This window comes from Microbacterium sp. Leaf159 (assembly GCF_001423615.1).
Classification (GTDB): domain Bacteria; phylum Actinomycetota; class Actinomycetes; order Actinomycetales; family Microbacteriaceae; genus Microbacterium.
In genome coordinates this window covers 2,080,022-2,094,280 of record NZ_LMOU01000001.1, presented here as the reverse complement: position 1 = coordinate 2,094,280, position 14,259 = coordinate 2,080,022, and the positions used below count along the sequence as shown (strand labels likewise).

13 protein-coding genes and 1 pseudogene are annotated in these 14,259 nt (G+C 67.9%); 8 read left to right on the top strand and 6 right to left on the bottom strand.

Features of this window, described 5'->3' with window-relative positions; all coding sequences use genetic code 11:
• Window positions 1–16 precede the first annotated feature (16 nt).
• The 3 genes from kdpB to ASF80_RS09795 are packed head-to-tail and all read right to left on the bottom strand — an operon-like array spanning window position 17 to window position 3,955.
• The gene (gene kdpB / locus ASF80_RS09805; RefSeq protein ID WP_056310282.1) at window positions 17–2,167 is read right to left on the bottom strand and encodes a potassium-transporting ATPase subunit KdpB; all 2,151 of its coding nucleotides are present in this window, start codon (window positions 2,165–2,167) and stop codon (window positions 17–19) included.
• Window position 2,168: 1 nt separating this feature from the next.
• Window positions 2,169–3,848, bottom strand: coding sequence for a potassium-transporting ATPase subunit KdpA (gene kdpA, locus ASF80_RS09800; RefSeq protein ID WP_056311980.1), 1,680 nt, complete (start codon window positions 3,846–3,848; stop codon window positions 2,169–2,171).
• 17 nt (window positions 3,849–3,865) lie between these two features.
• On the bottom strand, window positions 3,866–3,955 hold the full coding sequence (locus tag ASF80_RS09795) for a potassium-transporting ATPase subunit F (RefSeq protein ID WP_056276367.1): 90 nt from the start codon (window positions 3,953–3,955) through the stop codon (window positions 3,866–3,868).
• A 572-nt stretch (window positions 3,956–4,527) separates the two neighbouring features.
• On the opposite strand from ASF80_RS09795, the gene ASF80_RS09785 reads away from it, so the two are divergent.
• From ASF80_RS09785 to ASF80_RS19325, 5 genes are all read left to right on the top strand, one after another.
• Entirely contained in the window at window positions 4,528–5,802 is a 1,275-nt protein-coding gene (locus tag ASF80_RS09785) for an RNA polymerase sigma factor (RefSeq protein ID WP_235559933.1), read from the top strand.
• Window positions 5,799–6,155 carry a YciI family protein gene (locus ASF80_RS09780; RefSeq protein ID WP_056310277.1) on the top strand — a complete coding sequence of 119 codons (357 nt, stop codon included), beginning with the start codon at window positions 5,799–5,801 and terminating at the stop codon, window positions 6,153–6,155. Before ASF80_RS09785 ends, ASF80_RS09780 begins: the two co-directional genes overlap by 4 nt.
• 33 nt (window positions 6,156–6,188) lie before the next feature.
• Window positions 6,189–7,367, top strand: a complete 1,179-nt coding sequence (locus ASF80_RS09775) for an SLC13 family permease (RefSeq protein WP_235559931.1) — start codon at window positions 6,189–6,191, stop codon at window positions 7,365–7,367.
• 80 nt (window positions 7,368–7,447) lie between these two features.
• Window positions 7,448–7,759 (top strand): AbrB/MazE/SpoVT family DNA-binding domain-containing protein, encoded by a 312-nt coding sequence (locus ASF80_RS09770; RefSeq protein ID WP_056310275.1) that lies wholly within the window; start codon window positions 7,448–7,450, stop codon window positions 7,757–7,759.
• The gene (locus ASF80_RS19325) at window positions 7,756–8,067 is read left to right on the top strand and encodes a hypothetical protein (protein WP_056310272.1); all 312 of its coding nucleotides are present in this window, start codon (window positions 7,756–7,758) and stop codon (window positions 8,065–8,067) included. Before ASF80_RS09770 ends, ASF80_RS19325 begins: the two co-directional genes overlap by 4 nt.
• On the opposite strand, the gene ASF80_RS09760 is transcribed toward ASF80_RS19325, so the two are convergent.
• The 3 genes and pseudogenes from ASF80_RS09760 to ASF80_RS09750 form a co-directional block, all read right to left on the bottom strand.
• A complete protein-coding gene (locus tag ASF80_RS09760) occupies window positions 8,054–8,653 on the bottom strand; it encodes a GNAT family N-acetyltransferase (RefSeq protein ID WP_056310269.1) in 600 nt (199 codons plus the stop codon). The two genes, ASF80_RS19325 and ASF80_RS09760, sit on opposite strands and share 14 nt — an antisense overlap.
• A 141-nt stretch (window positions 8,654–8,794) precedes the next feature.
• Window positions 8,795–10,882 carry an APC family permease gene (locus ASF80_RS09755; protein WP_056310268.1) on the bottom strand — a complete coding sequence of 696 codons (2,088 nt, stop codon included), beginning with the start codon at window positions 10,880–10,882 and terminating at the stop codon, window positions 8,795–8,797.
• Window positions 10,883–10,986: 104 nt separating this feature from the next.
• Window positions 10,987–11,298, bottom strand: a pseudogene (locus tag ASF80_RS09750) (nuclear transport factor 2 family protein); the annotation flags it as partial.
• Between the two features lie 155 nt (window positions 11,299–11,453).
• On the opposite strand from ASF80_RS09750, the gene ASF80_RS09740 reads away from it, so the two are divergent.
• From ASF80_RS09740 to ASF80_RS09730, 3 genes are all read left to right on the top strand, one after another.
• The gene (locus ASF80_RS09740; RefSeq protein WP_056310262.1) at window positions 11,454–12,152 is read left to right on the top strand and encodes a GTP pyrophosphokinase family protein; all 699 of its coding nucleotides are present in this window, start codon (window positions 11,454–11,456) and stop codon (window positions 12,150–12,152) included.
• Between the two features lie 55 nt (window positions 12,153–12,207).
• Window positions 12,208–12,477: a hypothetical protein gene (locus tag ASF80_RS09735; protein WP_056310261.1), complete on the top strand. Its 270-nt coding sequence runs from the start codon at window positions 12,208–12,210 to the stop codon at window positions 12,475–12,477.
• A gap of 90 nt (window positions 12,478–12,567) precedes the next feature.
• Entirely contained in the window at window positions 12,568–14,223 is a 1,656-nt protein-coding gene (locus tag ASF80_RS09730) for a molybdopterin-dependent oxidoreductase (RefSeq protein WP_056310259.1), read from the top strand.
• Window positions 14,224–14,259: the final 36 nt, after the last annotated feature.

Genomic DNA, 14,259 nt, shown 5'->3' with positions numbered 1-14,259 from the left:
GCGAGGCGGATGCCGGTCAGAAACCGGGGATGAGGGTGATGACGAGGTCGATCAGCTTGATGCCGATGAACGGCGCGATCACCCCGCCCAGGCCGTAGACGAGCAGGTTGCGCTGCAGGATCTGCGAGGCGCTCGCGGGACGGTACTTGACCCCTCGGAGTGCGAGCGGGATGAGGAAGACGATCACGATCGCGTTGAAGATGATCGCGCTGGTGACTGCGGATGCCGGTGAGTGCAGCTGCATGATGTTGAGCGCCGCGAGCCCGGGGAAGACGCCCATGAACATCGCCGGGATGATGGCGAAGTACTTGGCGATGTCGTTCGCGAGCGAGAACGTCGTGAGCGCTCCACGGGTGATGAGCAGCTGCTTGCCGATGCGCACGATGTCGATCAGCTTGGTCGGGTCCGAGTCGAGGTCGACCATGTTGCCTGCCTCCTTCGCCGCCGACGTGCCGGTGTTCATCGCGACGCCGACGTCGGCCTGGGCGAGAGCCGGGGCGTCGTTCGTGCCGTCACCGGTCATGGCGACGAGGCGGCCGCCCTCCTGTTCGCGCTTGATCAGCTCGAGCTTCTGCTCGGGGGTCGCCTCGGCGAGGAAGTCGTCGACGCCCGCCTCCTTCGCGATCGCGGCGGCCGTCAGCGGGTTGTCGCCCGTGATCATGACCGTGCGGATGCCCATGCTGCGGAGTTCCTCGAACCGCTCGCGCAGGCCGTCCTTCACGATGTCCTTGAGGTGCACGACGCCGAGCACTTCGCCGATTCCCGCCGCGTGCTTCACGGCCACCACCAGCGGGGTGCCGCCGCTCGAGGCGACGCCGTCGACGAGGCCGGTGAGTTCGGCATCCGCCCCGAGTCCGAGCCAGGCGCTGATCGCCGAGCCTGCGCCCTTGCGGATCTGTGTGCCGTCGGCCAGGTCGAGGCCCGACATGCGGGTCTGCGCGGTGAACGGCACGACCACGGCATCCGCCGGCTCGTCGACCCGGATGCCGCGGCTCAGCGCCAGCTCGACGATCGAAGCGCCCTCGGGCGTCGGGTCGGCGAGGGATGCGAGGGCGGCGACGCGCAGCAGTTCGTCGGGGTCGACGCCTCCGAGTCGCAGCACCTCGTGGGCCTGGCGGTTGCCGTAGGTGATGGTGCCGGTCTTGTCGAGCAGCAGGGTCGTGACGTCTCCTGCGGCCTCGACCGCGCGGCCCGACATCGCGAGCACGTTGCGCTGCACGAGACGGTCCATGCCGGCGATGCCGATGGCCGAGAGCAGGGCGCCGATCGTGGTGGGGATCAGGCACACGAGCAGGGCGATCAGCACCGGGATGCTGACGGGCGACGCCGCGTACGAGGCGATCGGGTTCAGTGCGAGCACCACGACGACGAACACGATCGACAGGCTCGCGAGCAGGATGTTGAGCGCGATCTCGTTCGGCGTGCGCTGACGGCTGGCACCCTCGACGAGAGCGATCATGCGGTCGACGAACGTCTCGCCGGGCTTCGAGGTGATGCGCACGACGATGCGATCCGACAGCACTCGCGTGCCTCCGGTGACGGCACTGCGGTCGCCGCCGGATTCGCGGATGACCGGGGCGCTCTCGCCTGTGATCGCCGACTCGTCGACCGTGGCGATGCCCGCGACGATGTCGCCGTCGCCGGGGATCAGCTCGCCCGCAGTGACGATCACGATGTCATCGCGCTGCAGCTCGGCCGACGAGACGTCGACCGTCTCCGTGCGCTCGGCCGTGGCATCCGCGCCTGCGTCGTACCGCACCACGCGACGGGCCATGGTGCTCGTGCGGGTCTTGCGCAGGCTCGCAGCCTGAGCCTTGCCGCGGCCCTCGGCCACCGACTCGGCGACGTTGGCGAACAGCACGGTCAGCCACAGCCAGATCGCGATGCCCCAGGTGAACGGTGCGGGCACCGGGGTTCCGCCCGAGTCGGCGGGGCCGCCGAGGAACGGTTCGGCGATCGCGAGCACGGTCGTGAACGCGGCGCCGACCCAGACGAGCAGCATCACGGGGTTGCGCACGAGAGATGCGGGGTTCAGCTTGCGCAGCGCGCCGGGAAGCGCCTGGGTCAGTTGCGCCCAGCCGAAAGAGCGCGGCGGTGTGGTCGGGGCGGATGCCGCAGCATCCTGCTGTTCCGACGGTGTCTCGGAGGGCGTGGTGGTGAGGGTCATGTCAGACGAGTCCTTCAGCGAGGGGTCCCAGTGCGAGCACGGGGAAGTAGGTGAGTGCCGTGATGATGACCGCGACGGCGGCGAGGAGGCCGACGAACTGCGGTCCGTGCGTGGGCAGTGTTCCGGTGTTCTCGGGCACGCGCTGCTGCGCGGCGAAAGACCCGGCGAGAGCCAGCACGAGGACGATCGGGAGGAACCGGCCGAGCAGCATCGCGACTCCCAGTGCGGTGTTGAACCACGGGGTGTTCGCGGTGAGTCCGGCGAAGGCCGAGCCGTTGTTGTTCGCGGCGGAGGTGAAGGCGTAGAGCACCTCGCTCATGCCGTGCACGCCGGGGTTCAGGATGCTGGTCGATTCGACGTCGGAGCGGATGCCGGGGATCGCGAAGCTCAGCGCGGTGCCTGCCAGCACGAGGGTCGGCGTCACGAGGATGTAGAGGCTCGCGAGTTTGATCTCCTTCGGGCCGATGCGCTTGCCGAGGTACTCGGGGGTGCGGCCGACGAGCAGTCCGCCGACGAACACCGCGATGATCGCGAGCACGAGCATTCCGTAGAGACCGGTGCCGACGCCGCCGGGGGCGACCTCTCCGAGCATCATGTTGAGCATCGGCATCATGCCGCCGAGTGCCGTGTACGAGTCGTGCATCGAGTTGACGGCGCCGGTGGACGTCAGCGTGCTGGCGCTGCCGAACAGGGTGGAGCCGAGGATGCCGAAGCGCACCTCCTTGCCCTCCATGGCGGCACCCGCGAGCTCGGGGGCGCTGCCGCGGCCGGCGAGTTCGAGGGCCGAGAGGGCGAAGGTCGAGACCAGGAAGATCGTGCCCATCACGGCGGCGATCGCGTAGCCCTGACGGTCGTCGCCGATCATGCGGCCGAACGTGCGGGGGAGTGCGAACGGGATCACGAGGATCAGCAGGATCTGCAGCAGATTGGTCCAGCCGGTCGGGTTCTCGAACGGATGCGCGGAGTTGGCGTTGAAGAATCCGCCGCCGTTCGTGCCGAGCAGTTTGATGGCCTCCTGCGAGGCGACGGGTCCGCCGGGGACCGTCTGCGTGCCTCCCGAGACGGTGGTCACATCGGTGAAGCCGGCGAAGTTCTGCACAACGCCACCCGCGATGAGGGCGATGGCGCCGATCAGGGCGATCGGCAGCAGGATGCGTCCGAGTCCGCGGATCAGGTCGACCCAGAAGTTGCCGATCGTGGTCGATCCGCGGCGGGAGAGACCGCGGATCAGGGCGACCGCGACGGCCAGGCCGACGGCGGCGGAGACGAAGTTCTGCACCGTGAGGCCGGCGAGCTGCACGGTGTACCCCATGGTCTGCTCGGGCGAGTAGGACTGCCAGTTGGTGTTCGCGACGAACGACGCGGCGGTGTTGAACGCCAGACCCTCGGGAACGGCCGGGAGTCCGAGCGACTGCGGCAGGAAGCCCTGCAGACGCTGCAGGCCGTAGACCAGCAGCAGGCCGACGACCGAGAACGCGAGCACGCTGCGGGCGTAGGCCCGCCAGGTCTGCTCGGATGCCGGGTCTACGCCGATCAGGCGGTAGATGCCTCGCTCGGCCTTCAGATCACGGGGGGTGCTGAAGACGTGGGCCATGTAGTCGCCGACGGGGCGGTAGAGCAGCACGAGGGCGACGATGAGGACGGCAGCCTGCAGGATGCCGAACCAGAGGTCGGCGCTCATCGACGAACCGGCGCCCATCAGAACTTCTCCGGGGCGACGAGAGCCACCACGAGGTAGACGACGGCGGCCACGGCGAGGGCGGCGGCGATGATCTCGAAGACGATCACAGTCGCTCCACCCCCTTCGCGACCAGGGAGACGAGGGCGAACAGCGCGAGAGTCAGCGCGATGTAGATGATGTCGAGCACGAGACTCGATACAACTCTCGTGCAGACCGGAATATGACGATCCTCACGCTTTGCCTACGGGGGTGTGCGCGATGCATGCGGGATGCTCACATCTCGGACTCGCGCGAACTTTCTCGCGCCTCGTTGTCGCATCCGGGTCTCGGCGTTCGTGGTGAAGGTGGAGGCGACCGATACGCGGTCTCCCCACGACACGAGAGACGCGGTGGCGGCTGTGTACAACGACCCGATGGTGGCGAACCTGGTCTACCGGCTCGAGGCGGAGGAAGCCGAGGAGCAGATCATGCGACGTCGAGCGGCGCTCGAGCATCCGAGCCTGATCCGGCGTCCTTCCCTCCGTGAGCGCGCTCGCCGCCTCTGGGCACGTATCTCTTCCGGCGGAAGCGGGGAACCGGGATGATCGTCGGGAGGGCAGGCTCGACGCAGAGCCTGCTCGATCGTGCGGACGGAGAGAGTCTGAGTGATGCAGCGCCGGAATCGGATCGAGGAGCCTCGGTGAACATCGACGTCGCGGCGCGCGTCACGCAGGTGTACCGAGACGAGTGGGCGCGCATCGTCGGTGGTCTCACCCGGAGATGCGGGGATCTCGACCTCGCCGAGGAGATGGCGGCTGAGGCCTTCGCCGCAGCGTCTGAGCTCTGGCCGGAGGAGGGTGTGCCACCCAACCCCGCCGGCTGGATCACCACCACGGCCTATCGCAAGGCCATCGATCGGCTCCGCCGGGAGTCGTTCCGCGACGCCAAGCAGCGGGAGGCCCTGATGCTGCAGGATCCCGAACCACCGGAGCCCACAGGAGTCATCGACGACGATCGCCTGCGACTGCTCTTCACCTGCTGCCACCCGGCGCTCTCGCTCGAGGCGCGTGTCGCCCTGACTCTGCGAATCGTCGGGGGTCTCACGGTCGAAGAGATCGCGCGGGCGTTCCTCATCCCGGAGTCCACGGTGCGGCAGCGCATCACCCGGGCCAAGACGAAGATCAAGACCGAACGGATCCCGTATCGGATGCCGGCGGCCAACGACCTTCCGGCCCGGATCGACGGGGTGCTCGCCGTGCTCTACCTCGTCTTCAACGAGGGGTATTTCGCGTCCGGGGCCGGTGTGCCCGCGCTGCGTCGGGAGCTGACCGGCGAGGCCATCAGGCTCACCGGGCTGCTCCGCGAATTGCTGCCCGACGACGCGGAGGTCGCGGGTCTGCTGGCGCTGATGCTGCTCAGCGAGGCGCGCGCCACGGCGAGAGTCACGACCGAGGGCGAACTGGTGCGGTTGGACGAACAGGACCGCGCGACCTGGAACCACGAGCTCATCGGGGAGGGGCTCGCGCTTCTCGACGGGCCGCCTCGTGCGGCACCCGGTCGTCATCGGCTGCTGGCCGACATCAACGCGGTGCACGTGCGAGCGAACGATGCCGCCGACACCGATTGGGCGCGCATCGTCGAACTCTACGAGCAGCTCGAGCGGATCGACCCCAGCCCGGTCGTCGTCCTCAGCAAGGCGGTCGCGCTCGCAGAGCGGGACTCGCCCGAGGAGGCGCTGCCGCTCGTCGAGCAGCTGGACGACGCGCTCGACCACTTCCACGGGTTCCACGTGACGCGCGCCGAACTGCTGCGGGCCGCGGGCCGCGAGGCAGAGGCCCGCGACGCGTACGCACGTGCGATCGCGCTCGCCGACAACGCCGCCGAGATCATCCACCTGACCCGGCGCCGCGACGAACTCGCGACGCCTCCCGCACCCGGAACGCCCGGGACCGCATCGAACGGAGAGAGCAGATGAGCAACAAGTACCTCGTGATCCACATGACCGATCCCACCGGCGGCACGATGTCGCAGGGAGAGGATCAGCGCCTGCTCGAAGACTGGGCCGAAGAGGGCAGGGCTGACGGCAGCCTGGGCGAGGGCGCACCCGTGGCCGGGCCCGAGGAGGCGAAGTCGGTCGCCGTGCGAAACGGCAAGGTGCTCGTCACCGACGGCCCGTTCCCCGAGTTCAAGGAGTGGTTCGCGGGCTATGACCTCCTCACCGCAGAGTCGATCGAAGAAGCAGCGACGTTCATGGCGAAGCATCCGACCGCCGTCATGGGCCGGGTCTACATCCTGCCGGTGGTGAAGCTCCCCTGGGACGAGGACTGAACGTCACACACCGACCGGATCTACACTCAGCGAGTGAGTGCGACGCGACGGCGGCTGAGTGCAGGAACGATCATCGTCCTGGTGCTCATCGCCGTCGCCGTCGTCTGCGTCGTCTCCGGCATCCTTCCGCGGGCGGATGCCGGGGCACTCGGCGCCCGCATCGCGCCGGTGCTCGGGTTCGTCGTGGCGATCACGATCGTCGCCGAACTGGCGCGCGATGCGGCCGTGTTCGACGTGGTCGCCCAGCGCCTCGCGCGTGGGGGGCATGGTCGCGTCATCCTGCTCTGGGTGTCGGTCGTGGTGCTCGCGGTGATCAGCACCGTGTTCCTCTCGCTCGACACCACGGCGGTGATCGTCACGCCGGTCGTCGTCGTGCTCGCGCAGAGCGTCGGCATCCCACCCCTGCCCTTCGCGCTGGTGACCGTGTGGCTCGCGAACACGGCATCCCTCGCCCTGCCGGTCTCGAATCTCACGAACCTGCTGGCCGCGCGCGCGATCGGCGAGGACCCGCTCTCGTTCCTCGCGCTCAGCTGGGCGCCGACGCTGGTGGGCGTGCTGATCCCCGTACTGATCCTCACCCTGCGCCATCGGCGCACGCTCTTCGGCGGATACCGGGTGCCGTCAGGAGGGCAGCCGTCTGATCCGTTGCTGTTCTGGGGAGCCGCGGCGACACTCGTGCTGCTGATGCCGCTGCTCGCACTGACCCATGACGTCTGGATCCCCGCGACCGTCGCCGCGGTGATCCTCATCGTGCTCTTCGGCATGCGGCGTCGACACGTGCTGCGGCTGTCGCTCGTGCCATGGCAGGCGATCGGCCTCGCGGCGGCGCTGTTCGTCGTGGTCGAGACGGCGCACGCGAACGGCCTCCTCGACTTCCTGTCGGTGCTGGCCACCAGTGGGCACGCACCCGCAGAGCTGCTGCGTCTCTCGACCGCTGGCGCGCTCGCCGCGAACGGCGTGAACAACCTGCCGGCCTACCTGATCCTCGAACCCGCCGCCGGTGACCCGGTCGCGCTCATGGCGCTGCTGATCGGCGTGAACCTCGGCCCGCTGATCACGCCCTGGGCCTCTCTCGCGACCCTGCTGTGGCATCACCGGGTGGTGTCGCTCGGCGTCGAGATCCGCTGGGGCAGCCTCATGCTCTGGGGTGCGATCGTGGCCGTGCCGACCGTGCTCGTCGCGACGCTCGTGCTCGCGCTCGTCTCGGGCTGAGAAGTCGCCTCCGAGAAGCGGCCTGCTGTAATGCTGTAAAACAGCTTCCCTGTGTATCTGCATCGCAGTACACTCGACACATGTCCACCGCAGAGTTCCATGGCTACGTCGGCGTGCAGAGTCGCGGCCTCATCGCCCTCCCTGCGAGCGTGCGTGAACGCCTGCGTCTGAACGAGCCCGGAACCCAGCTCGAAGTGACCGAGCGCGCTGATGGGGTCGTGGAGCTGCGGGCCGCTGTGCCCGTGCCCGCAGAGCAAGCGTGGTTCTGGACCGAGAGGTGGCAGCAGCGAGAGCGCGAGGTCGATGCGCACGTGGCGGCCGGGCGCGTGTCGACGTTCGACAGCGGAGAGGCCTTCCTCGAGAGCCTCGAAGCCCTCGAGTCCGAGCAGTGAAGTTCGAGACGACCCCGAGCTTCGACACCGATGTCCGCAGACTGAAGTCTTCTCATCTCGCTGAGTTCCGGAAGATCCTGCGCGAGAAGTTCATCCCGGCCTGCGATGCCTTCGCGAAAGATCCGTCCACGCCCTGGCCGGCGTCACTCAGGATCAAGTCCATGCGCGCTGCGCCAGGCATCTTCGAGATGACCTGGTCGTTCTCCTCGCCCGACGGTCGAGCCACGTTCGAGATCGTCACTGTCGACGATGAACCCCGGATCCGGTGGCGTCGCGTCGGAGACCACGACGTGTTCAGGAGTCCGTGACCGCCCACTCCTCTGCGAGGATGCCGTAGTTCATGCCGTCGAGCCACTCGCCCGAGCGGTGCAGCGCGGTCTTGCGGCTGAACTCCTCGCGGCGCATCCCGAGGCGTTCCATCAAGCGCCACGACGGCTCGTTGTCGGCGAAGCATCCGGCGTGCACCCGGCGCAGCCCCAGCGGGCCGAAGCAGACGTCGATCACGCCTCGGATCGCCTCGGTCGCATAGCCGCGTCCGGTGTAGCCGGGATCGAGCACCCAGCCGAGCTCCGCCTCGACGCCCTTCGCCTGATCGGCGACCTCGAGCTGACCCCACCCGTCGCCGATCCTGATCATGACGTCGCCGATCGGGGTCGCGGCTGCAGTGCCATCTGCCGGCAGAAGCTCGACGATGTACATCGAGGCGAGGCGCTCAGGGTCGAGGTACCGCTCGCGGAACGCCTCGATCGTGTCGGGCGCGAGCCCCAGCCAGCGATTCACATCGGGCAGGTGCCGCCACGTCCACATCGCATCGATGTCGGGCGCGGTCATCGGGCGGATCTGCAGGCGCTCGGTGCGGACGGGCCAGACATCGGCGTGCGGCGTAGCGGTCATCGCCCCAGCCTATTGAGGCGGCTGCGCGGCCGGCATCCGTCTCCTTCTCGCTCCGGTCGCACTCTGTGCCGCCGAAATCTCTCTCTCGGGCGGCACGAACTGCGACCGGAGAGCGAGACGGCGCTCGGGAACCGGCGCGGCTCAGCTCTCGGGCGGTCCCTCGGGACGATGCGCGCGGCGTCCGTTCACGACGACAGGGCGGCCTGCGCGCTCCTGCCCGGGCAGCGGCCGCGAACGCCGACCGTAGATGAGCTCCGACGAGTCGAGCAGCCACGGTACGAGAGTGATCGACACCCCGTGCACGAGCATGAGCTGGTTGGCCAGGCGGCGCGAGCGGCGGTTGTGCAGGAACGTCTCCCACCAGTGCCCCACGATGTACTGCGGCAGGTACACGGTGACGACCGACGAGCCGTGCTTCGCGCGGTACTGCTTGATGAACTGCGACACCGGCTGGGCGAACGACCGGTACGGCGACTCGACGATCACGAGTGGTATCGGCACGAGATGGTCGGCCCAGTCCTTCTGCAGCTGGGTGGCATCGTCGGATGCGACGGCGACGTGCACCGCGAGCGTCTTGCCGTGCTTGGCGGCGATCGCATAGTCGATCGCCTTGATGACCGGCTTCTGCAGGCGGTTGACGAGCACGATCGCGAGGTCGCCGGTGGCGCCGAACTTGGTGGTGTCATCGATCGCGATCTCGTGCTCCACGTCGCGGTAGTACCGCTTGACGCCCATCATCAGGAAGGCGAGCACGGGGATCGCGAAGAACACCAGGTACGCGCCGTGGGTGAACTTGGTGATCGTCACGATCAGCAGCACCGTGACCGTCATGGCGGCACCGAGCGAGTTGATGACCAGGCCCATCTTGGCCGAGCGGCGATCGGATGCCGAGGCACCGTCGATCCCCGAGCCCGGCGTCTTCTCGACGGGACCCCGCAGCACGCGCTTCCAGTGCCGCACCATGCCGATCTGTCCCAGTGAGAACGACACGAACACGCCGATGATGTACAGCTGGATCAGCGTCGTGAGCTTCGCCTGGAAGATCACGAGCACGGCGATCGCGGCGATGCCGAGCACGATCATGCCGTTCGAGAACACGAGGCGGTCGCCGCGGGTGTTCAGCGATTTCGGTGCATAGCCGTCGCGGGCGAGCACCGAGCCGAGCAGGGGGAATCCGTTGAAGGCGGTGTTCGCCGCGAGGAGCAGCACGCACGCGGTCGCCGCCTGGATGATGAAGAACATGATGCTGCCGCCGCCGAATGTCGCCGACGCGATCTGCGCCATCAGGCTCGGCTGCGGGTTGGAGCAGTCGAAGCCGATCAGGTCGCACGGGTTCTCGGCGTAGTGCACGCCGGTGATCAGGGCGAGTGCCGTGAGGCCGGCGAACAGGCAGGCCGCGATCGAGCCCATCAGCACCAGCGTCGACTGCGCGTTGCGCACCTTCGGCGTGCGGAAGGCGGGCACGCCGTTCGAGACGGCCTCGACGCCGGTGAGGGCGGAGCATCCGCTCGAGAAGGCACGGAGGATCAGGAGGATGACCGCCGCCTGGCCGAGGTTCTCGGCGTTCACCGCGAACTCGGCGCTGGATGCGACCGGCGCATCGCCGAGGAACGTCCGGATGAGTCCGGTCACGATCATGAAGCCGACCGAGGCGATGAAGACGTAGGTGGGGATCGCGAACACGAGCGACGCCTCGCGCACACCGCGCAGGTTCACGAGGATGATCAGGATCACGAAGCCGACCGCCAGCTCGACCCTCAGCGGATCGAGCCCCGGGACGGCCGAGATGATGTTGTCGACACCGGATGCCACCGACACGGCGACCGTGAGCACGTAGTCGACCAGCAGAGCGGCGGCCACTATGACGCCCGGGATCTCGCCGAGGTTCTTCGACGCGACCTCGTAATCGCCACCGCCCGACGGGTAGGCCTTGATGAGCTGTCGGTAGCTGAGCACCACCACGATCAGCAGCACGACGACCGCGACCGCGACCAGCGGCGTGAACGACAGGAACGTCAGGCCGCCGATCAGCAGGATCATCACGAGTTCCTGCGGCGCGTAGGCGACAGAGCTCAGTGCGTCCGATGCGAAGATCGGCAACGCCATCTTCTTCGGGAGCAGCTGATCGTCGACCTGCTCGCTCGTCAGCGGGTCGCCGATGAGGATGCGCTTGGCGCGGGGAGGGGCGTCGGTGTTGTCCCGGGATTCATCTGACACGTCGGGCGACACTACGCCCGCACACGCCTTCCTCACGCGTTCCTCACGGAATCCCTACGGGCGCATGCGCCGTCCTCACGGAATCCTTACGGGTCGGTGCGAGGATGCGCGACCGATCAGTCCTCGTGCGGGCGTGGCATGTACCATTCGGTGAACTCGGTCGCCCGGCCCTCGTCATCCAGACGAACGACCCAGAGGTTGAGGTAGTCGCGTTCGGAGGGATACTTCGTCCGACCCTCGATCGCCACGAAACCGGCATCCTCCCGGACGATCCACCACTCGAACGACCACGTGTCCGGTTCGTCGAGATCCTCGAGCCAGCCGGCGACGATGTCGGCTCGGCCCACGCGCGGCTCGGAATCGGGGCTCGTCAGATACCTGGCGTCCTCGCTGAAGAGCGCCGCGATCTGCTGGGGATCGTTCGACCTCCAGGCCTCGACCTACGCTTCGGTCCACTTCTCTCCTGCGCTGGTCATGTCCTCCGTTCTAGACCCGGGCTCCGACATCGTCAACGGGGGTTCGACTCGATTTCTCATCGACGATGCACAGCCACTTCCGATCACGGACGCGTAACGTCGAAGACATGACGTCCCTCCAGGTCACCGATGACGCCATCCAGCAGACTCGGGAACTCCGCGATGAGTTCCAGCGCTTCCTGCGCGAATACGAGTTCGGGATGCGGGAGGTCGAGACGAAGATCTCGATCCTTCGTGACGAGTTCACCCACCACCACGCGTACAACCCGATCGAGCACGTCAAGAGCCGGCTGAAGACTCCTGACAGCATCGTCGAGAAGATCGCCCGCAAGGGCATCGCCGAGCCGGACTTCGAGCGCATCCGCGCCGAGATCACCGACATCGCCGGCGTGCGCGTGACCTGCAGCTTCGTCGCCGACGTCTACCGTCTGTTCGATCTGCTCACCGCGCAGGACGACGTGACCGTCGTCACGGTCAAGGACTACATCGCGACCCCGAAGGACAACGGCTACAAGAGCCTGCACGCGATCATCGAGGTGCCGGTGTTCCTCTCGACCGGTGCCCTGTCGGTGCCGGTCGAGGTGCAGTTCCGCACCATCGCGATGGACTTCTGGGCCAGCCTCGAGCACAAGATCTACTACAAGTTCTCGAACCAGGTGCCGTCGCACCTCGTCGAGAGCCTGACCGATGCCGCCGAGGCCGCGGCCGAACTCGACAGCCGCATGGAGCGTCTGCACCGCGAGGCCCACGGCGTGCCCCAGCGTCAGCTCGCCCCGCCGCCGCCCCCGCACGTCGTGCAGGTCTGACGCGCCACCCGTCGCGGTGTTGCGCGGGGCTGCACGGCCCTGGGAGCATCGACAGGTGGTGAAGACGCAGCAGGCCCCTGTCTCGGACATCGAGCGCACCCTCGTCGAGGTCCCCGGACTCGACCGAGGGCGCCAGCTGTGCGAGTGCGACCACGGCGACGACGAGGCGTATGCCGCCTGCGGCCGCAAGGCCAAGTGGCGCGTGTCGGTCGACTGCGTGTGCGGAGAGAACCACCCGCGTCGCGTCGAGATCCTCTGCTCGAGGTGCCTGCGCACGCTGCGCGAACTGCAGGACCGCGACACCATCACCGCGCGCCGCCTCTGATCACGCAGCATCCGATGCCGCGACCATCCGTTCGCGCGTCCGCTCCGAACAACCCGAGACCACACCGTCCTCGGTGCGAAGGAGCAGACCATGGCACAGCGCAGCACCGCAGAAGAGCGCGGCACGAGCACACGGCAGAGCAGAGGCAAGAGGTTCTTCTTCTGGGCGGCCCTCTCGGGCGTCATCAGCGGACTCGTCTTCCTCGCGACCGCCGAGCTGTTCGCGCTGATCTTCGCGCGCTCGGCCAGCCCCCTCCTCGCCGTCGGCGGATTCGTGATCGACATCGTGCCCCAGCCGTTCAAGGAGTTCGCGATCGCGACCTTCGGCGAGTACGACAAGATCGCGCTCCTGGCCGGTCTCGGTCTCGCGGTGGTGATCGCGTCGGCGATCGCCGGCATCCTGCAGCTGCTCCGTCCCCCGCTCGGCGTCATCGCCCTGGTGGTCGCGGGCGTGCTCTCCACCGCGGCGATCGTGACCAGAGCCGGTGTCACGCCCCTCGCCTTCCTGCCTCCCGTGCTCGGAACCATCGTCGGTTCCGTCATCCTCGTGATGCTCACCCGCCGCCTCGTCGCGTGGAAGGCCTCCGCCGTTCCCGCCGCGATGGTCGACCGCAAGGGGGAGACCACCGAGCCAGCGGATGCCGAGGCCGAGGCCTCCGACGGCAAGCCCGCGAAGGCACTGGGTCGTCGACAGTTCTTCATCCTCGCCGGCATCGCCAGCGTCGCCGCCGTCGTCGTGGGCGTCGCCTCGCGCACCGTGAGCATGACGGTCGCATCCGTCGCGTCGATCCGCGACGCCCTCAAACTGCCGTCGCCGAAGTCGACGGTGACCGTCCCGAAGGGTGCCGAGCTCGACATCCCTGGCCTCACTAAGCTCATCACGCCGAACAAGGACTTCTACCGCGTCGACACCGCACTGACCGTGCCGACGATCGACCCCGAGACCTGGCGTCTCGTGATCGACGGCATGGTCGATCAGCGCGTCGAGATGAGCTTCCAGGACATCCTCGACATGGGCCTCGACGAGTACGCGGTCACGCTCACGTGCGTCTCGAACGAGGTCGGCGGGGGCCTCGTCGGCAACGCCGTGTGGCTGGGTGTTCCGCTGCGCGATGTGCTGAAGAAGGCCGGGGTGAAGTCCGGTGCCGACATGGTGCTGTCGAAGAGCGTCGACGGCTACACCGCCAGCACGCCGTTGTCGGCGCTGACCGATGACAACCTCGACGCGATCCTCGCCGTGGGAATGAACGGCGAGCCGCTGCCGCTCGAGCACGGCTTCCCCGTGCGTATGGTGGTGCCGGGGCTCTACGGCTACGTCTCGGCGACCAAGTGGCTCACCGAGCTCAAGGTCACCACGTTCGACAAGGACGAGGCCTACTGGACTCCGCGCGGATACAGCGCAGAGGCTCCGATCAAGTTCGCCTCGCGCGTCGACACCCCCAAGGTCGGCCAGGCCGTCGATGCCGGTCGCATCCCGATCGCCGGTGTCGCGTGGGCGCAGACGGTGGGAATCGAGCGCGTCGAGGTGCGCATCGACGAGGGCGACTGGATGCCGGCGACGCTCTCGGCCCCGATCAACGAGAACACCTGGGTGCAGTGGTTCATGGAGTGGGATGCGACACCGGGCACGCACTACGTGGCCGTGCGAGCGATCAACAAGAACGGCGACATGCAGATCGAGGAACGCGCACCGATCGCGCCGGACGGATCGTCGGGCTGGCAGCGTTCGCTCATCCGCGTCTCGTGATGCCCGTGCGTCGCTGCGGGGCAGCACCTAGGGTGG